At 56.7% G+C, this 19,330-nt stretch carries 12 protein-coding genes; 2 read left to right on the forward strand and 10 right to left on the reverse strand.

Annotation, left to right across the window (positions count from 1 at the left end):
- Positions 1-12: 12 nt before the first annotated feature.
- From V7651_RS11920 to V7651_RS11935, 4 genes are all read right to left on the reverse strand, one after another.
- On the reverse strand, positions 13-1,506 hold the full coding sequence (locus tag V7651_RS11920) for a tryptophan halogenase family protein (RefSeq protein ID WP_335613335.1): 1,494 nt from the start codon (positions 1,504-1,506) through the stop codon (positions 13-15).
- Between the two features lie 23 nt (positions 1,507-1,529).
- A complete protein-coding gene (locus tag V7651_RS11925; RefSeq protein ID WP_335613336.1) occupies positions 1,530-2,561 on the reverse strand; it encodes a cupin-like domain-containing protein in 1,032 nt (343 codons plus the stop codon).
- A gap of 27 nt (positions 2,562-2,588) precedes the next feature.
- On the reverse strand, positions 2,589-3,320 hold the full coding sequence (locus tag V7651_RS11930; RefSeq protein WP_335613337.1) for a SapC family protein: 732 nt from the start codon (positions 3,318-3,320) through the stop codon (positions 2,589-2,591).
- Positions 3,321-3,417: 97 nt separating this feature from the next.
- Entirely contained in the window at positions 3,418-6,507 is a 3,090-nt protein-coding gene (locus V7651_RS11935; protein ID WP_335613338.1) for a TonB-dependent receptor, read from the reverse strand.
- Between the two features lie 343 nt (positions 6,508-6,850).
- Here V7651_RS11935 and V7651_RS11940 point away from each other — a divergent pair, with 343 nt between their 5' ends.
- A complete protein-coding gene (locus V7651_RS11940) occupies positions 6,851-9,556 on the forward strand; it encodes a glycoside hydrolase family 3 C-terminal domain-containing protein (RefSeq protein ID WP_051625051.1) in 2,706 nt (901 codons plus the stop codon).
- A 52-nt stretch (positions 9,557-9,608) separates the two neighbouring features.
- Here the strand turns inward: V7651_RS11940 and V7651_RS11945 are convergent, their stop codons facing one another.
- From V7651_RS11945 to xylB, 4 genes are read right to left on the reverse strand one after another with little or no spacing between them, the layout of a single operon-like run.
- Positions 9,609-11,555, reverse strand: a complete 1,947-nt coding sequence (locus tag V7651_RS11945) for a sialate O-acetylesterase (RefSeq protein ID WP_035541031.1) — start codon at positions 11,553-11,555, stop codon at positions 9,609-9,611.
- A gap of 43 nt (positions 11,556-11,598) precedes the next feature.
- On the reverse strand, positions 11,599-12,249 hold the full coding sequence (gene fsa / locus V7651_RS11950) for a fructose-6-phosphate aldolase (protein WP_035541033.1): 651 nt from the start codon (positions 12,247-12,249) through the stop codon (positions 11,599-11,601).
- 9 nt (positions 12,250-12,258) lie between these two features.
- A complete protein-coding gene (gene xylA / locus V7651_RS11955; protein WP_418887243.1) occupies positions 12,259-13,602 on the reverse strand; it encodes a xylose isomerase in 1,344 nt (447 codons plus the stop codon).
- Positions 13,595-15,058, reverse strand: a complete 1,464-nt coding sequence (xylB, locus tag V7651_RS11960; RefSeq protein ID WP_035541035.1) for a xylulokinase — start codon at positions 15,056-15,058, stop codon at positions 13,595-13,597. The genes xylA and xylB overlap by 8 nt, the downstream gene beginning before the upstream one ends.
- A gap of 350 nt (positions 15,059-15,408) precedes the next feature.
- Here xylB and V7651_RS11965 point away from each other — a divergent pair, with 350 nt between their 5' ends.
- Positions 15,409-16,833: a sugar porter family MFS transporter gene (locus tag V7651_RS11965; RefSeq protein WP_051625054.1), complete on the forward strand. Its 1,425-nt coding sequence runs from the start codon at positions 15,409-15,411 to the stop codon at positions 16,831-16,833.
- 97 nt (positions 16,834-16,930) lie between these two features.
- Here V7651_RS11965 and V7651_RS11970 read toward each other — a convergent pair whose 3' ends face one another.
- Positions 16,931-17,977 (reverse strand): LacI family DNA-binding transcriptional regulator, encoded by a 1,047-nt coding sequence (locus V7651_RS11970; RefSeq protein WP_035541037.1) that lies wholly within the window; start codon positions 17,975-17,977, stop codon positions 16,931-16,933.
- 140 nt (positions 17,978-18,117) lie between these two features.
- Positions 18,118-19,242 (reverse strand): endo-1,4-beta-xylanase, encoded by a 1,125-nt coding sequence (locus V7651_RS11975; protein WP_035541039.1) that lies wholly within the window; start codon positions 19,240-19,242, stop codon positions 18,118-18,120.
- Positions 19,243-19,330 lie beyond the last annotated feature (88 nt).

A 19,330-nucleotide genomic window follows, 5' to 3' on the forward strand; every position in this document is an offset into this window, starting at 1 on the left:
CGCCTCTGATTTTTAGGATAAATCAGGTTCGCGTATATATTGGTCAAGAAAGTCCTGGTGAAGTGGCATACGCGTAACGGCATTAGCGATGTTCGTGCGCAGGCCGTTAAGGGCCATCTTCATTTGATCTTCTGACATGAGACGACCGAGGTGGTGGCGTCCCTGTGGTTGCAGTCGCTGCCCCATCATGACCTGCAGCCAGGAGTCGACCTGGAACAGCTCGGCTTTCTCTTGATAGGCCAGTCCGGTGTCACGGAAGAGCTCTATCCGGTTCTGTAGCGACTCGGGGATATCCATTGTCCCCATCCTTTTCCAGAAATCACTGTCTGTGCGCTCGGTGAGTTTGTAGTGCAGGACAATGAAGTCGCGTATCCGCTCAAGTTCTATCCGCGCAAGATCATTGAACCGGGTTGCCAGTGCGTCGCTGAACCCGCTGAACGGGAACATTTGTACCAGACGTGAGGCGTAAATCTGGATCAGATGAATCGATGTCGACTCCAAGGGTTCTACGAAGCCGCTGGATAGACCAATCGATATGCAGTTTTTCACCCATACTTTTTCGCGGCGGCCGGTCCGATAGCGAATGACGCGGGGGTCAGTGAGCGGCTCGCCGTCTATCTCTGCAAGTAGGCGCGAGCGCGCCTCATCATCCGACAGGTGGGCGCTGGAATACACGAGACCATTTCCGACGCGGTGCTGAAGCGGAATTTTCCAACGCCAGCCGGCGTCATGCGCAATTGCGCGCGTGTAAGGCAAAGCCGGTCCTGTCGCCTTGGTTTGCACGGCGATGGCGCGATCTGTCGGCAGCCAGTGAGACCAATCTGTAAAGCCGGTCTTCAAAGTTTTATCTATCAGAAGTGCGCGGAAGCCCGTGCAGTCGATAAACAAGTCGCCTTCAATACGTTGACCGGATTTCAGTATGAGCTCTGTGATGAAACCTGTTTCCGGGTTCTGCTCTACGGCTTCAATCAGGCCCTCGACGCGGCGAGCGCCAAAGGACTCCGCAAATTGGCGCAGAAACCCCGCATAGAGGCTCGCATCGAGATGATAGGCATAATTGATCTGCGATGTGTCGGAGGTCGCGAACTTGTTGGCCTCTGCCGCTTTGAGTTCGAAACAATAGTCGCCAAGATCGCTTGCAAGCCCCATCTCGCGCGCCTGCATCCATATGTGATGGAAATCAGCCATCCATGTCGATTTACCGACCACGCCAAATGAGTGGATATAGCGGTCGCCTATTTGTCCCCAGTTTTCGAAGGCGATGCCAAGCTTGAAAGTCGCTTTCGTGGCGCGCATGAAGGCCCGCTCGTCGACGCCGAGCAGATGATGAAAGATGCGGTGCGTTGGAATTGTCGCTTCACCAACGCCTACGGTTCCTATCTCGTCTGACTCCACAAGCGTGATGTCGATGAGCGGGCCAAGCTGACGTGAAAGGGCCGCGGCCACGATCCAGCCTGCTGTGCCACCGCCTGCGATAACCACTCTCTTTACAGTCTGCCCGGCCACATGTGTCTCCCTGTCAGATCTGGTCAACGGTTTAGACGTTGAAGCAATTTTGCTCGCAGCCGACGCGCACGGGCCTCATCCATGGGGCCGAGGTCGCCCTTTGCATGGTCAGGTAGATGCGCGCCAGGAAGCTCGGCGGGGCCGAATACATAATAATCGAATAGGGCTTTCCACGCGCGCTTTTCCTGATCGGGTCGGTCCCGCAGGCTGAGCAAGCCGTGGAGAAGCGTGTTCTGAGGCGTATCGATATAGGCCGGAGATGTATTCCACCAATAGTTCACCAGTGTGTTGAAGTCGCTCAGCGCCTCGACATGGTGCCACCAGAGGGCAGGGTAGAAAAGCGCGTCACCCGGCTCTAGTTCAGCAACTTCCGCAGCCTCCAGGGCACCATTGAAGCGTGGATGCTTTTCAAAGTCCGGATTCTGAAAATCAACCATGCTGACAACCTGACCGCCGGGCGTAGGCTCCAATGGACCAGGATAGAGATTGGCGACCTGCTCTGGCGGAAAAAGCGTAAACCTTCTTTTGCCCACAATACAGCAAGCGATATTGTTGGACATGTCATAATGGGCTGTTGCGGTCGTGCGATTGCCTAACCAGAGACTCACGATGGGCGGATTTAGGTCAAACATCGGGTCATTGAGGATCAGGTCATTGTCCTTGCGGAAACCGGGAAAATAAAGGTCTGCGTCAGTCGATCCAATGTAATAGGATGGGGCGCCGGGGTGACCGAATTCGCTGCGTATCAGGTCAAGGAACTTATCAAGCTGAACGCGCTCCCGCTGGAAGTTCAGGCCGGAGATATCTTCATTATAGAAATATCTGCCATTCAGGCTTGGCGCGCATGTATACCCAACCACGGGGCGGCCTTGGTAGAAGCCTGAAATATAGTCCATGGCGGCCTCAGGCGATTCAATGCCCTTGCGGGTGAGTGGCCAGTCTCTGGCAACACCTTTGAGAATTGTAGGCCGCTCTTCACGCATGAGCCTTTCAAACGGAATAGCGTCCGCTGAAGTGCCTTCCAGTACGCGCGTCTTGCGTTCTATCTCGACCATGACATGTCACTGTGGCTCAACGAATGATCAGGAATCATGGGCGCGTTTCGCATTCTTCAGAGCAATCAGCCGGCTGACGTTTGGCAGGGAGGCCAGAACCAGGTAGGCTGCACGCAGGAAGCCCGACTTGTGCAAATTCTCCAAGGTCGCTCCTTCAAGTGCAGCAAGCTTCTGTTCGTTGATGGAATAGATATCTGGCACATTATAGACCGTGTGCTCATCCAGCCGGATCTCAAGAGACGCGGGCTCAATGAGGTCAGCGGCCTCAAATGCCGCGAACATGGGACGGGCAATTTCGGCGCCCTTGTTTATGACGCGAAGCACATGGCTGACATGCTGGAGATAGGGTGAATTGCCACCGTGCTTGAGAAACAGCGGATGTCCGTCAGAACGGCTCACGCGGCTGTCCTCAAGATCAACAAAGATCACAGGCTCTTGCCGGGTTTCGCCATCAATTTCCTGATTTTGGCGGCCAATAACAAAAGGGCCACGTTGATGGATAGCGGGAATATATCGGCCCTGCCAGCCTTCATTTGTTAGAAATAGATTTTCGCCCTTGTCCAGGCCGAGCAAAGCGACGGCACTATATTGGCCGTCCTCACCTTTCCGAAATAATATCGGATAGTCTCGCTGGGCTTCGGCGAACTCGGTGGGGAAGACGGGCGTCAGGTTGATGCTGTCGCCATATTCCGGGCCATGACCAGAGATAACTCTCAGGTCGTGATGTTCTATATTGTTGAGCAAAGCCATATTGGTCATGCTGCGCCTCTTGGTGAATGGTCCGGTCGGGCAAAAAAGGCCGCTGCAATGAGCGGCCTTTTCCAATTTATCCCGAACAGTGTCTGTCTGTCGACCGCTAGAACTTGTAGCGGGCGCCGATCAGATAGCGCGGAGACAGTTCGTAGGAGTAGTAGAACTGCTCCGGAACACGGTGGTAAACCCGCTGGTCTTCGCCCGTGATGTTGATCGCCTCGAAGGACACAGCGACATGTTCGTTGATGTCATAGCTGACGTTCAAATCGAACTGACCGAAGTCTTCCACATAAATACCGCTGCGGTCACCACCTTGGTTGGTGGCCTGCAGGAAGGTATCCCGCCAGTTGTAGGCCAGGCGTGCCGACAGCCCATTCTTCTCGTAGATCGCCGTGAAGTTGGCAGAGTCAGAGAGACCAACCAGCGCGAACTGATTTTCGTATGGAGAGGCCGTCGGATCAAGTTCCACGTCGCCATTGACCATCGTGTAGTTGGCCGCGAAGCCAAAGCCGGTCTCACCAAAGAAGTGCTGCCAGGCAAACTCGATGCCGTCGATATTGCCTTCCTTGTTATTGATCGGCTGGGACACTGCAAAAGTAAGCAGCGGGTCATTCGCATCTGCCACCACGTCGTACTGCCCGAGAATAGAGTCTACGTAGGCTTGCGGCAGGGCACCACCAACCAGGTTGGACTGGAATTCGGCCTGAGCAGCAGCCACGTCACCGCCGTTTGCGTCAATCAGGGCAACCATGGTGAAGAGGTTGGCCTCGGATTGGTCTGCGCCCAGAGTGTTGATGACATCCAGAGCATCGCCTGAACGCGTACCCGACAGGCCTGATGCAGGATCGCGAAGACCAAACAGGTTGCGCTCAACGACACCATTACCGATGAAGTTCTTAACGCGCTTGTCGAAATAGCCAATCGAGACGTAGCTCGTGTCCCCATAGTACCATTCAAGCGACACGTCGAAGTTGTCTGATTCCAGTGGTAGCAGGGCAGGGTTCTGCGAGTCGCCTGTCACTTGGCCGCCAAGGGCCGAAGGGCGGTTTGGTGCGTTCGCGGTGGTTGAGGCGAACAGGTTGCTGTAAGCTACGCGACCGATCGTTTTCGAATAGGATGCGCGTGCCACGATATCGTCTGTGACATCCAGCTGGAAGTCTACGTTAGGCAGAATATGATCATAGCTGCCTTCACCTGAAAGGTCCTGCTGTGTGCCGGATTGCTGAATGAGGAAGTCATTGTCAGACTGCCACAAAATTCCTGAAGGAATTGACTGCAGTGTTGTCGACTTCACTTTCGTATCTTCGTAGCGGATGCCTGCGCTCACGCGCGCAGGGCGGTTGAGCAATTCGGCTTCCATATCGAACTGGGCGAAAAGTGAAGTAATTTCTTCCGTCACCTGGTCCGCAGTTTCCGTGATGTTCGGAGCATTGCCAGGGTATGCCGCAGAAAGGGCTGTAAAGAGATCCGTTGCGCTTCCTTTGAAGGCCGTATCCGCCTTGCCGACTGGAAGGTCGTCAAAGACGCAGCTCAGGCAATAGGCCGACATGATGCCAGGAGCGAATTGCTCGACATCCCGCGGATTGCTGAAGCCCCAGCTTCCGAGATCCTGTTGGGTCGTGCGGGTGCTGCGGTTCATTTCCGTATCGCGGTAGTTGCCGCCGACGGTCAGACTGCTGGAATCAAAGTCCCAGACGAAGCGCATGTCGATTTCATCAACTTCGTGCTTCATGTTTGAGGCGGCTGAGCGGGCGACCTGCGAGGCAAGGTCACCTACGTCCAGGATGCCATTGTTGTTGCCGGCTGCGCTGTCGTCGATCGTGTACGACTGGATCGGATATCCGCCCTGGAAATCCACCGAGTGTTGCAGGTTCACGGGTGCGCCAATCGCCACGAATGTCGCAGAATGACCGAGCGGGTTGTCACCGCCTGAAGTCGACTCTGAACTGTGCGCGTCGAGTATGAAACGGGCGCGGTCATTGAATTCCCATTCCGCATTGAAGCCAAACGATTTCAATTCGTCCTTCGTTGCGCGATTGGTTTGTTCGAAACCAATATCCTTCGTGCCGTTATTGTTTTCCTGGAGGAAAACAGCCGTTGCCACAGGGCCATCATTGTCGAAGGTGATCTGGTCGAAAGGTGTCGCAAACCAGTTGGTCTGCTCAAACCGGTCTTCTTCCGATTTGTTCTGGGCGTAGGTGACGTCGCCTGTCAGGGTCAGGTTGTCCATCGGGCGGAATTGAAGGACCAATTGACCATTGATCCGCTCCCGCGAGATATCCGAGAAATCATACCGGCTGTCCTGAGGGATAGCATAGAGCTGGCCATCTTTTGGCGCGTTGGTGACGACTGTAGACCCGTCGCCACGCACATAGCTGCTGTCTCCGAACTCTCCGTCTACAGCGGGGTCGAACACGAGCCAGTCATTGACCTGCTGTGTAGGCGCGCCGGAATCGCGTTTCGAATAGGATCCGAAAACACCCACGCCAAAGCGTTCGCTATTATCGGTCCAGCTCGCGAGGCCTGTCAGTTCAGGCGTGTAATCGTCGCCGTTTTCGTTGCTTGTGTCATTCAGCACCTTGACGCCGGCGGATGCCTGGAAGCCTGGTGTGTCAAGCGGACGACGTGTCCGGATATTGATCGTTGCGCCGATACCGCCCGATGGCAGGATGGCCTGGCCGGTCTTGTAGACTTCCAGAGCGCTCACGCCTTCGGAGGCAAGATTGGAGAAGTCGAACGAGCGGTCGCCGCCGGCACCATAGTTGCCGCGCTCGCCGATCACGCCGATGTCGGCCGTGGGCAGCGTGCGACCATTCAGCGTTACGAGGTTGAAGTCCGGACCGAAGCCGCGGACCGTTATCTTGGAGCCCTCACCGTTCGAGCGGTCGATCGACACACCGGTGATACGCTGAAGCGATTCAGCGAGGTTGGTGTCAGGGAACTTGCCGATGTCTTCGGCCGAAATGGCGTCGAGAACGCCATTGGATTCACGCTTGAGATCCATCGCGCGCTCAAGAGAGCCGCGAATACCTTGAACCACCACAACTTCCTGGCGGGACTCTTCCTCTACTGCTTCCTGCGCCGATGCCGGCATGGCGCTGATGAGCGACACAGCGGAAACGCCGCAGAGCAGGGCGGTCCACTTGGGGGTGCGCTTATCGCGCACCACGACTTGTTCCTTGGTAAAGGTCATAGACTTCCTCCCTCTGAGCGTCGACGTCATCCCACGATGCGCCGAACTTGTTTAATTGGGTCATGGCCCGAAACGCCGGTCTTCATGCCTGAGTTGATGCGACCACGAAATGTTTGCGCTATCAATAGGCCGTAACGAAAATCTTAGCGAAGTCCAAAAAGTGTGTCGTATTGGCAACACCTCGCGCTAAGGGCGAAAACCAAGCGTTGCGGGATTTGCATTTTGTTGAAGCCGCTTTGGGTCTTGAAAAGACTTGGCGAACGCTATGTTAGCGTGCAACAAAGATGGCCAGACAAGTGGAGATGCGCACGATGCGACATCTCCCATATGCGGAGGAGTACACATGCGCACATCAGTCAGATCAAAGACTATTCGGTTTCGGGAAACGGTAGCAATCGCTGCTCTGATTGCAGGAGTCGCCGCATGCGCAGGCATATCTGAGCAAGCTGTAAATGCTGATGATGTAACGACAGAGCTCAGCGATAGCACGCCTACAGCACCCGTTTATGAGTATCCTTTTCAGGATCCGTCCCTAAGCGCCGAAGCACGTGCTGCCGACCTCGTGGGTCGACTGACTCTCAAGGAAAAATCTGAGCAAATGTATGACAAGGCAACGCCGATCGAGCGTCTTGGCATTCGCAAACACAATTGGTGGAACGAGGCGCTGCATGGAGTTGCGCGTGCAGGCGAAGCGACTGTTTTCCCGCAAGCGATAGGCCTTGCGGCGACATGGGATGAAGATCTCATGCTCAATGTTGCGACTGCGATCTCGGATGAAGGCCGCGCCAAGCATAATAATTTCGCCAGGCAAGGCGTATACGAGATGTATACGGACCTGACCTTCTGGTCGCCAAACATAAACATTTTCCGCGATCCGCGCTGGGGACGCGGGCAGGAGACTTATGGAGAGGATCCATTCCTCACCGGTAGGATGGCGACGAATTTCGTCAATGGCATTCAGGGTGACGACAAGAAATACCTGAAAGCCGTTGCAACCGTGAAACATTTCGCCGTCCACTCTGGTCCCGAAACGACCCGCCACTCTGACGACTATAATCCGACCGAAGCGGACCTCCACGAAACCTATCTCGGCGCGTTTAAGGCTGCATTCGATAACACCCAGGTTGCCTCTGTCATGTGCGCCTACAACGCCTTCCGCGGCGCACCAGCCTGCGGCAGCGAGGAGCTGATGGTCGACATCCTCCGCGGAGAACTGGGTTTCGATGGATATGTCGTGTCCGATTGTGGCGCGATCGGCGACTTCTATTATGATTACGCGCACAACTATGTCGCCACACGAGCTGAAGCCGCAGCGCTGTCAGTCAAAATGGGCACCGACCTGAATTGCGGCGACGGCGAAGGCAACAAGATGGATGCGCTTCCGGAAGCCGTCGCGCTTGGCCTGATTGATGAGGCAACAATCGACAAGGCCGTCACGCGGCTCTTCACAGCGCGATTCCGCCTCGGCGAGTTCGACAAGGAAGTTCCGTATTCCGAGATTCCCTTCAGCGTCGTTGCGAGCGAGAAGAACCTGTCCTTATCAGCGGAAGCGGCGCGTGATTCGCTCGTGCTCCTTAAAAATGATGGAATTCTTCCGCTCAAAGAGGGCACAAAGGTCGCCGTGATCGGCCCGAACGCCGATAATGAGCTGACATTGGTCGCGAACTATTTCGGTTATCCGACCGCACCTGTCACGGCCCTTGAGGGCGTGATCGCCAAGGCTGGCGCCGGGAATGTCGTCTATGCGCCCGGCTCCGCGCTGGCTGGCAACGTATTCGGCAACAGGAAGCCGGTCGAGGCGGGCGTTTTCAAGCACCTCGACGAGAACGGAGATCTGCAGCCCGGCCTGACGATGACGAGTTGGCACAACCGTACGGGTGAGGGCGATCCGGTGTCGGTGACAGTCGACGCGCAGATCGACCACCACTGGAAAACCTCGCCTATCAACGGCGAGGTGGCCGACGAATTTGTGATTGTCTGGACGGGCTTCATCGTTCCGGAAACCGATGGTGCCTACAGCTTTGGGGTCCCGAGAATGTCCGAGGCTACGGTTGACGGCAAGAATATCACGGATGGTCCAATCGAGATGAAGGCTGGCGAGGCCTACCCGGTCGAATATACGCTGAACGCGGTGCGGGACTGGCCGGTCAACACGATCGAACCCACAGCAAAGCTTTCATGGGTGAATACATCCCGTGACTGGGCCGGGGAGGCGCTAGAGGCTGCCAAGGACGCCGATGTAGTGTTGTTCTTCGGCGGGATTGATGCCGATCTTGAGGGCGAGGAGATGAGCGTCAAGATTGATGGTTTTCTCGGTGGAGACCGGACTGATCTCAAATTGCCTCAGGTCCAGGAAGACCTGCTGAAAAAGCTCCACGCTACCAGCAAGCCAGTCGTTCTGGTCAACTTCTCCGGTAGCGCTATGGCACTCAACTGGGAAGACGAGAATCTGCCGGCGATTGTCCAGGCCTTCTATCCTGGCGAAAAGGCAGGCGTGGCGATCGCTGACCTTCTCTGGGGCGAATACAGTCCTTCTGGCCGCTTGCCTGTCACCTTCTACAAATCGCTCGAAGGTATGCCTGCCTTTGACGATTACTCGATGAAGAACCGGACCTATAAGTATTACGAGGGCGAACCGCTCTATCCGTTCGGTTACGGCTTGAGCTACACAACGTTCAAGTATTCCGACATCTCAGTGCCTGAAAATCCTGATGGCGGTGATGCAATGCCTGTCTCTGTCATGGTGACGAATACAGGAGACCGTGCAGGGCGCGAAGTTGTGCAGGCCTACATCCAGCTCAACAGTCGTCCTAACGCTTCCACGCCGCGTGTAGAACTCGTTGCTTTTGATGTGGTTGATCTGGCCCCAGGTGAGAGCCAGCGCGTTACATTTGACCTGTCGCCTGAGCGGCTTGGTTATTTTGACGATGCCGGAAAACTGATCGCACCGGCTGGTATGTCAGCAACACTTTCCGTTGGTGGCGGGCAGCCAGGCTATATGACTGAAGATGGCGCAGTCTCAACCGAGGTCAACTTCGCACGGGAATAATGCGGGGCATATGGGGCACTCCCGCTCCCCAATGGGGCGGGAGACACCATGCTCAATCCACCGCGAGGCTAAAGGGCGCGACTGGCACATCCTTAGCCGAGAACAGGTTGCATAGAGGCGCATCACCCCAGCAGTAGCGAACCTCCACAGGCTCCATGTTGGCAGGAATGTTGATCGTGATTGTCTTGCCATTCAGCTTTGCCTCGGCCCATTTGCAACTGCCGGATGTATCGCAAGTCTGAAATGCTATTGGCCTGTCAGATCCGATAATCTTGAAACCGTCTGTTGGCATCTCCATCGTGATCGTCCCTTGGCGCCGCGTCGCGATAGACGGCGCAATGCCGTCTGCAAATCCGTTTTCGCTTCCATCGAGCACATTGAATACATCGGTCACCCGCTCCGCCACGAGCTGCTTGTTCGGGGGGTGAATATCCGTCCTGTCGCCGGCATCAATCGTTACGGCCAAGCCGGTGAGGGAATCCTTGAGTGCGACCCTGCGCTCTGCTTCCCGCACATCAGACCAACCCGACGGTCCTGCCTTGTCAGGCAGTGCTCCATAGCCTGGCAACTGCACGACTACGACAGGCAGTTCCGCGCCAAAGTCTTGCCGCCAGCGGGCGATCAATTGCGTGAGTAGGGCCTGGTATTGTCCGCCCCGGTCCGTATTGCTTTCCCCTTGATACCAGATCGCTCCGCCCATCGGGTAGCCAGCGAGCGGCGCGGTCATGGCATTGTGGATCGTCGTGTGCCCGCTCACCGATTCCCACGGCGGCTGCGGTCCGCCGGCTTTATCCTCGCTGATGACTTTGTATGACCAGTCCGTGCCAAGCGGGAGGGTCTCTCCAGAGTCCAGTTGCAGGCTGACCACATCAGCCGGCCCCATCATTCCGCCTGGCCCGTAGGTGTTGCGCACATTGACGATGATGGTGTTCTTCCCGGCCTTCAGGAAAGAGGCGGGCACTTCATAGGTTCTGTTGTCCGTCCAGCTGGAGGTCGAACCGAGGAAGCGGCCATTGATCCAGGTCGCATCCGTATCGTCGAACAGGCCAAGGGACAAGGCACCGGCCTTGCGCGCCTGTGTTTTTGAAAGTGTGAAAGACTTGGAGAACCAGACGCGGCCAAGATGACCCTTCATGTCCCGGTCTTCATAGGTCTGCCAGTCGGCCATTTCGGCTGGCGCAGGTTTCCATCCCGCGCCTTCGCCGGAATCAGTCCATGTCGCGCCGTCCTCATAAGCGGCCCGCCACCAGCGTTCCCATTCTTCGCCATAAGCCATCATCGCTGCGTGCTTGTCGCGGGCGTAGAGAGACAGTTGGTGGAGTTGCGCAGAAAATCCGCCGATCTTTTCGAGATCGGCCGCCGAGAGCCAAGACTCAATCTGCGAGCCACCCCAGGAGGCATCAATCAGGCCGACCGGGACTCCGCGATGCTCCTGCAAATCCGCGCCTGAAAGATAGCAAACAGCCGAAAAATCCCTGACGGTCTCCGGCGTTGTATTCTCCCAAATCGCGCCTTCCGGCAGCATCTCGAGAGGTGTGATGCTCGTGACCTGCGGAATTGTCATCAGCCGTAGGTTTGGGTTGTTTGCTTCGGCAATCACGCGGTCTGGATTGAGCGTCCTGTAAACCGGGAATTCCATGTTCGACTGGCCCGAGCACAGGATGACGTCGCCAACGAGTATGTTTTCGTACGTGGAAGTGCCTGAAGAGTCCCGAATCGACAATTTATAGGGTCCACCGGCCGCCATCTCTGGCAACTCGGCCTGCCACGCGCCACTCTGATCTGCCCGGGTCGATAGGCTCACGCCCGCGATCTCGATAGAGACTTGCGAGCCTGCTGCCGCAGATCCATGCAGTGGAATGACCCTCTCACGCTGGACGACAGCCGAATTCATCACAGGCCCGCTGAGCACTGGTTCGGAAAATGCCGGTTGATGCAGCCAGGGCAAGATCGCCGCAGAGCCCAACAAAACGCCAATAATCCGGGATCTGACGGTCATATCGTGCTCTCTCCGTTCTTTCAGGCAGAGGGTGTCGATTTTTCTAGATCGTGATCCCGGCCGTTTTGGCGTCGGCCAGAAATGTTTCCAGACCTTTTGCCGTCAGCACATGATCGGCCAGCGCGCTGATGACATTCGGCGGCGCCGTCATCACATCCGCGCCAATCAAGGCGCATTCCTTTACATGGAGTGGACCACGGATCGACGCGGCAAGTATCTGCGTGTCGAACATGTAGTTGTCATAGATCGTGCGGATTTCCCGAATAAGGTCCAGTCCATCGACATGGATGTCGTCGAGCCGCCCGATGAAAGGAGAGATATAGGTTGCGCCAGCCTTGGCCGCGAGAAGAGCCTGGTTCGCTGAAAAGCAGAGCGTCACATTGGTTTGCGTGCCCTCATCGGACAGCGTCTTGCACACCTGCAATCCGGCCAGGGTCAATGGCAGTTTGACAACCACATTATGCGCGATCGCCGCGAGCTTGCGGCCCTGCTGCAACATTCCTTCCGCATCAACTGCAATAACCTCTGCGCTGACGGGCCCGGATACGATGCCACAAATCTCGGCAATCGTTTCCTTGAAGTCCCGGCCTGATTTCTTGATGAGGCTGGGATTGGTAGTTACGCCATCCACGAGACCAAGCGCGTTGAGTTCCGCGATGGCATCAAGGTCAGCTGTATCGACAAAAAATTGCATGGGTAGACCCTATTTGATGCTGCGGGCGACAAGGTTTTCAAGGTACTCTTGCCGACCCGAGCTATGCTTCCCGTTAAGGCTATCGGAGGCGGCCTGATCCGCAATGGAGGCCAGCGAAGCGCCTTCGGCGAGCATCTTCTTGCCGAGTGACCCATTCCAGCCGCTGTAGCGCTTCTCTTTCAGATCGTTGATTTCGCCACGCTCGATCAGGTCCGCTGCAGCCAGCAGCGCCCGGGCGAGGGCATCTGCGCCACCGATATGGCCGTGGAACAGATCGGCAAGATCGTTGCTTTGGCGTCGCACCTTGGCATCAAAGTTGAAGCCGCCTGTGTCGAGTCCGCCCGATGGGAGGAGCTCCACCAGCGCCAGTGTGATGTCACGAACGTCCAGGTTGAACTGGTCCGTATCCCATCCATTCTGGTAGTTGCCAGAGTTGATATCGATAGAGCCCATCATGTCGAGCGAAACAGCCGTGGCAACTTCATGCGCGAAGCTGTGGCCAGACAGCGTCGCGTGGTTCGGCTCGATGTTGACGTGTACTTCGCCGAGCAGGCCAAACCGCGAAAGGAAACCGTAAATCGTGGCCGTATCGAAGTCGTACTGATGGTACATCGGCTCGTGCGGCTTGGGTTCGATCAGGATTTTACCCTTGAAGCCGATCTTGTGCTTGTGCTCGACAACCATCGACAGGAAGCGACCGAAATTCTCAAGCTCGCGCGTCAGGTCTGTATTCAGAAGCGTGTCATAGCCTTCACGGCCACCCCAGAGGACATAATTCTCGCCGCCCAGACGATGCGTCGCCTCAAGGCAATCACGTATCTGGCGCACGGCGCAGGCCGCCACTTCCGGATCAGGATTGGTCAGGCCACCAGCGGCGTAGCGCGGGTGGCTGAAAAGGTTCGCGGTGCCCCAGAGCAGTTTGACGCCGGTCTCTTCCTGGTAAGTGCCAAGTCGGTCGCTTGCGCGCTTGAAATTGCTCGAGAGTTCGTCCGGCGTAGCGGAGGCTTCGGTCACGTCCACATCATGGAAGCAGTAATAGGGAAGCCCCAGTTTCGTGAAGAATTCAAAAGCCGCTGCCATCTTCGCGTCAGCAGCGCTCCGGTCATTGGCGGAGTTCTGCCATGGGCGATCAAACGTGCCTGCGCCGAAAATGTCGAAGCCATCCCAGCAGAAGGTGTGCCAATAGCACACTGCCATACGCAGGTGGTCTTCCATACGCTTCCCAAGCACCATCTGGTCTTTATTATAGTAGCGATAAGCGAGCGTGTTCTCGCTGTCGGGGCCCTCAAACTTGATTGGGGCGATGTCACCGAAGACCGGATCCTTAAGCGTCATTCTATCTGTGTCAGCCATTCGAAGCTCCTGTAAATTCATCTGAGAGCGCCCCATAAAGGCGCGTAAATTTTTTGCGCTTGGTTTCGAGCCGATCCATGTCGGCGTCGTGTGGTTCGATGACGTTGGTCGTCGCAGGGGCGCCGAACGCATCCTCGTAGGACATCGGGTTTTGGGAATACCGGGCCAGCCGGGCTGCGCCGAGTGCAGGCCCGCTGGACGCGCCGTCGCGGTAGAACAGAGGCCGCTTCAGGACCGCTGCGAGAATGCGTCCCCAATAGACCGATTGCGAGCCGCCGCCGATGACGGAGATGGACTTGATATCGATTCCACATGCCAGCAACGCGTCCAGGCCATCGGCCATCCCGAAAGCCACACCCTCGAGCACAGCCTGGGCGATCTGGGCTGCGCCAGTGTCATGCGTGAGACCGAACAGGACGCCGCTCGCATAAGGATTGTTATGCGGGGTACGTTCACCTGACAGGTAGGGGAGGAAAACCTCCTGTCCGGCGATCGTGCCGTCCTGTTCGGCCTTTTCGATGAGTATTTCAGCGTTCTTTGTGCCTGTGGCGCGGCATGCCCAATCGAGACAGCTGGCGGCGCTCAACATGACCGACATAAGATGCCAGCGATCGGGCAGGGCATGACAAAAGGCATGTGCCGCAGAGCCGGGGTTTGAACGAAACTTGTTGCCGGCGACGAAGATCACTCCCGACGTTCCGAGGGAGAGCAAGGCATCGCCTTCGTCCACTACGCCGACGCCGACTGCGCCCGCCGCATTGTCACCGCCCCCTGCCACGACAGGCACGCGGTCCATGCCCCAGGCTTCAGCGGCCTCCTGTCGAAGGATGCCGGTTTCTTCAGGGCCTTCATACAGCGTCGGCATCTGGTCTTCCGACAGTCCGCAGGCCGCGAGCAAGGGGGCATGCCAGCGACGTTTCGCGACATCCATCCACAGCGTACCGGCTGAGTCAGACATGTCGGATGCAATTTCACCCGTCATGCGCAGACGGACATAATCCTTGGGCAGCAGAACTTTATGTATTTTGGCAAAGACATCCGGTTCGTGTTGACGAACCCATTCGAGCTTCGGCGCCGTGAAGCCGGGCATGACGATGTTGCCGCCCTTGGTAACGAAGTCAGGCTCGCGCGATTGCAGTTCAGCACTCTCAAGAATGCTTCGGCCGTCATTCCACAAAATAGCCGGCCTGAGTGGCGTCAGCGACTTGTCGAGCAGCGTCGCGCCATGCATCTGACCGGAGAGGCCAACTGCACGCACCTTGTGTCGCTTGTTCACATCAAGTCCGGCGACGGCCATGTTGGTCGCCGTCCACCAGTCGGATGGCTTCTGCTCTGACCAAAGGGGACGGGGGCGCGATATCGGTATTTCGGCGCTGCTTGTGCCGACAACGTTTCCTGCATCGTCAAGCAGGAGCGCCTTCACGCTCGATGTGCCGATATCAATTCCCAAATACACGAATACCGTTCCCTCTGGCCGTCCGTCTGTGCGGACAGGTGATTTTTATTATTATATGATACCGCTAACATCAGAGGTCGCGCCCGACAAGATGGGCCGGCATTTTTTCTTGAGTTCAGATGACAAAATGGCAGTTCGAGGGCACTCTACTCGTCGGGAGAGGGAAACTCCGATAGAGCTTTGGCGTGTTCATGCCGTCGCAAACACGACAGACCACGGCTTTTTTTAAATCGCTTTGCGGATTGCGCAGGCTGAGTTAGCGTTGATAATGGTAGCCCTAACATTATGGGGTTTTGATTCATCAAGACGATAAGACGGACTTGATTCCGCGGAATGCCAAGGGAGGCAAAATGACTGATACGACAATCACACCGGGAAAATTCGAAGGTGACTTCGCATTTGTACTGCTGATCAGTTGCGTGGCAACGATCGGGGGCTTCCTGTTCGGATTTGACAGCGGTGTCATCAACGGCACCGTCGATGGCCTACGCTCCGCCTTCAATTCAGAAGAGGTCGGCACGGGTTTCAATGTGGCCTCCATGCTGCTCGGCTGCGCTGCGGGCGCCGCCCTCGCGGGGCGCCTGTCTGACACGTTCGGGCGCCGTACCATGATGATCGTCGCATCGATCTTCTTCATCGTCAGCGCCTGGGGGTCAGGCTTTGCACACAGCTCGTTCGAATTCGTAATCTTCCGTATCATTGGCGGTCTTGCGGTGGGCGCCGCGAGTGTTATGTCGCCGGCCTATATTTCAGAGATCGCGCCGGCTCGGTTTCGCGGGCGTCTCTCATCCATCCAGCAGGTTGCCATCATCAGTGGCCTCTTCGTGGCGTTCCTCAGCAACTACCTGATCGCCGGTTCGGCCGGGTCGTCCCTCAACGAATGGCTTTTCGGTTTTGAAGCCTGGCGCTGGATGTTCTGGGTCGAACTCCTGCCGGCGACCTTCTTCCTTGTTGCGCTTCTGTTCATCCCGGAAAGCCCACGATTCCTCGTGGTCAAAGGTAGTTCGGAAAAGGCCGAGAGCGTACTCGCGCGTATCGGCGGTGCTCGCCGCGCGCCGCAGAAAGTCAGCGAGATCGAGCGGTCGCTCGCGGTTGATGATCACAAGCCGCGCATGTCTGACGTGCTGGCAAAGGGCACATTCCTGCGGCCCATCGTGTGGATCGGTATCGGTCTAGCCACCTTCCAGCAACTGGTCGGTATCAACGTCGTCTTCTATTATGGCGCTGTGCTCTGGCAGGCTGTCGGCTTCTCGGAAGGCGACGCGCTTCTGATCAACGTGATCTCCGGCGCCGTCTCTATTCTGGCCGTCATCGTAGCCCTCGCCCTGATCGACCGTATCGGGCGCAAGCCGTTGCTTTTCGTCGGCTCGATAGGCATGGCTGTTTCGCTTTCCGTGCTCGTCTTCTGCTTCTCGCAGGCGCGGCTGGTGGATGGCCAGGTCAGCTTGCCCGGCAGTATCGGCCTGATCGCGCTTCTGGCGGCAAATGCCTATGTGGCCTTCTTCAATGGCTCGTGGGGCCCCGTCATGTGGGTGTCGCTGGGTGAGATGTTCCCCAACCAGATCCGTGGTTCCGGCCTTGCGGTTGCGGGCTTCTTCCAGTGGGTGGCGAACTTCCTGATCACCTGGACCTTCCCGATGATGCTGGGAAGCGCGGCCATCGGCCTGACAGGCGCCTACGGTATCTACGCCATATTTGCGTTCATCTCGATCGGCTTCGTCGTCTGGGCCGTTCGCGAAACCAAGGGCAAGGAACTGGAAGACATGCAGAGCTAGGCAGCGCTGCAGCATTCATGAAAGGCAGGCGAGTTGAGGCTCGCCTGCCTTTTTCATGTCTGGGGAAAGTCAGGGCACCCGCTTGGGGCAAACGCTGCTATTTCGGCTCTGTCAGGCTTTCGCGCTCAACAATCTCAATTGCATCGATGGTCACGTGCAATTGCTCACCATTCCATGTCCGGCTGGTGATTTCCGAAATGATATCGACCGCATTCTGCGCCATTTCCGCGATGGGCTGGCGCACGGTGGTCAAGCGGGGCCAGATGGCAGCGGCAATCGCCGTGTCATCGAAGCCGACAATCGACAGTTCGGACGGGATTTTCAGTCCGCGACGTTGGGCGCCCGCGCTGATCCCTGCCGCCATATCGTCGTTGCTTGCGAACACGGCGGTCGGAGGCGAGGTGGTGTCCAGCATCTTGCTGGCCAGCTCAAGGCCCGACACGAACGTGAAGTCCCCCTGAAACATCAGGCTCTGATCCACGGGGATACCGTGCTTCTCCAATGCCTTCTCGAAACCGGCTTGACGCTGGAGGCTCGAAGGATGCTCAACAGGTCCACGAATGAATCCAATACGGCGGTGGCCCTTGGCGATCAGCAGTTCCGTCATCTCGAATGCTGCAGCGACGTCGTCGAAGGCGACACTGGAATGGACCGATTCCTCATCCCGAAAGCTGAGCGCTACGACAGGAATACCCATTTCCTTCAACAGGCCGAGGAGCGTCAGATTGTTGCTCAGCGGCGGCGCTAGGATCAGCCCATTGAGACGGATCGAGCTCAAGCGCTTCACAATGAGGGATGTGTCGAGATCACCCTCGATATCGGACAGGTCTTCAATGACAAGGTGGTGGCCCAGGTCGCGGCACCGTTTGAGGGCGCTGACCAGAAGGGCGCTGAGATAGCTGGGGCTCGGGTTGTAATAGGCGAGACCAATCAGCTTTGACTTACCGCCTGCCAGGCTCCGGGCCATCAAATTCGGGCGGTAGTTCAAGGCGGCGATGGCGGCCTCAACCTTCAAACGGGTCGATTCCTTGACCAGTTTTTGTTTGTTGAGAACGCGCGAAACCGTCATCTGCGAGACGCCGGCTTCCTCGGCAACTTCCTTGATCGTGATCGGCTGAGGCTTGTTCACTGCAATATTATCCATCCATTTCCCACTATGGGGGCCTCAGCCTCTAACTATCCGAAGACTGAGTTGGCAAGGTTATTCTCCTCGCAATTGATGAACTTTTGGATGCCAAACCTGCGAAAAATACAAGATTATACCTGTATTTTCAGTGCCGCGACCTATATCGGCTGCCTGTAAGGTGCAGCTGCGAAAGCAGAAGCCAAGGCGTTTCGAACGGCTTTTGGCTTGTAGTCCTTATCGTACAAGGTCGGGCGCTTGAGCACACCGTCGGAGCGCGGAAGGAAACCCTGAAGCCAGTTCTGGTCGTCCACCATCCCCCAGGCGAGCACCTCTTTGACCTGGGGATAGGACAGCATCAAGTCAAAATAGTCGCGTGTGTAGCTAGCGATCAACGCATCGCGATAGCCAATGTCGGGCTTCAGCTGCGTATCGTTCACGTCGAACTCCGTGATATACATTTCGAGCCCCATGCCTGCGACTTCGTCGCAAAAGGCAACCCATTCGCGCTGCTTCGCTGTCGTGTACTCATCCGGCATTTCGTAATTCGAATGGCTCTGAATCCCTAGGCCATCGAGCGGCACATCGCGAGACAGAAGGCGCTCAAGAAACCGCAGCACGCCCGCACGGTGGGCGGTGCTGGTCGTTTCCCAGCTCATGAAGTCATTATAGACGAGCCTCGCGTGAGGTGCGTGGGCCTTGGCAACGTGGAAGGCATGGTCGATCAGACCTTCGCCCATCTTGGCGCTCAGCGAGGTCTCCCGAAATACGCCCGTCTCGTCATCAATCGCCTCGTTTACGACGTCCCAGGCGTAGATGCCCTGACCGTAACGGTCGACGATGCGGGCGACCTTCTCTTCAACAAAGTCGGCTGTTTCCGATGCGCTCGAGAATTCCAGATCGTTGACCCATCGCGGTGAGTATTGCTCTCGGTGCCAGAGAAGGGTGTGGCCTCGCATTGTGAGCCCATTTTCGCCGGCAAAGGCAAAGAGGCGGTCGGCAGGTTCAAAATTCACAACATCCGGTGCTGGGTAGACAGAATACCATTTGAACTCATTCTCCGCGACCATCGTGGAGCACTCTCGCAACATGATTTCCCGGTAGCGGGCATCGTTCAACTGACCGGCGTTCATGGCAGATCCAAATCGCATGCCCTTTGCGGCGGCAAGCGTTTGAAGCGGTTGTGTTTCGGGGTGCGCGCTGGTCGTCGTCGCGCATCCACTCAATCCGACGGCGGATGAAGCCCCTGCCAATGCAAGCCACTCGCGGCGAGAGATTTTGGACATGCTGGTCCTCCCATGATTTTTCTTGAGACAGGCCGAGTTGACGCCGTGCCGGTCCACTTATTATGGTAACGCTATCATTCCCCGGATC

The sequence above is a fragment of the Hyphomonas oceanitis genome, assembly GCF_036964545.1.
Classification (GTDB): Bacteria; Pseudomonadota; Alphaproteobacteria; order Caulobacterales; family Hyphomonadaceae; genus Hyphomonas; species Hyphomonas oceanitis.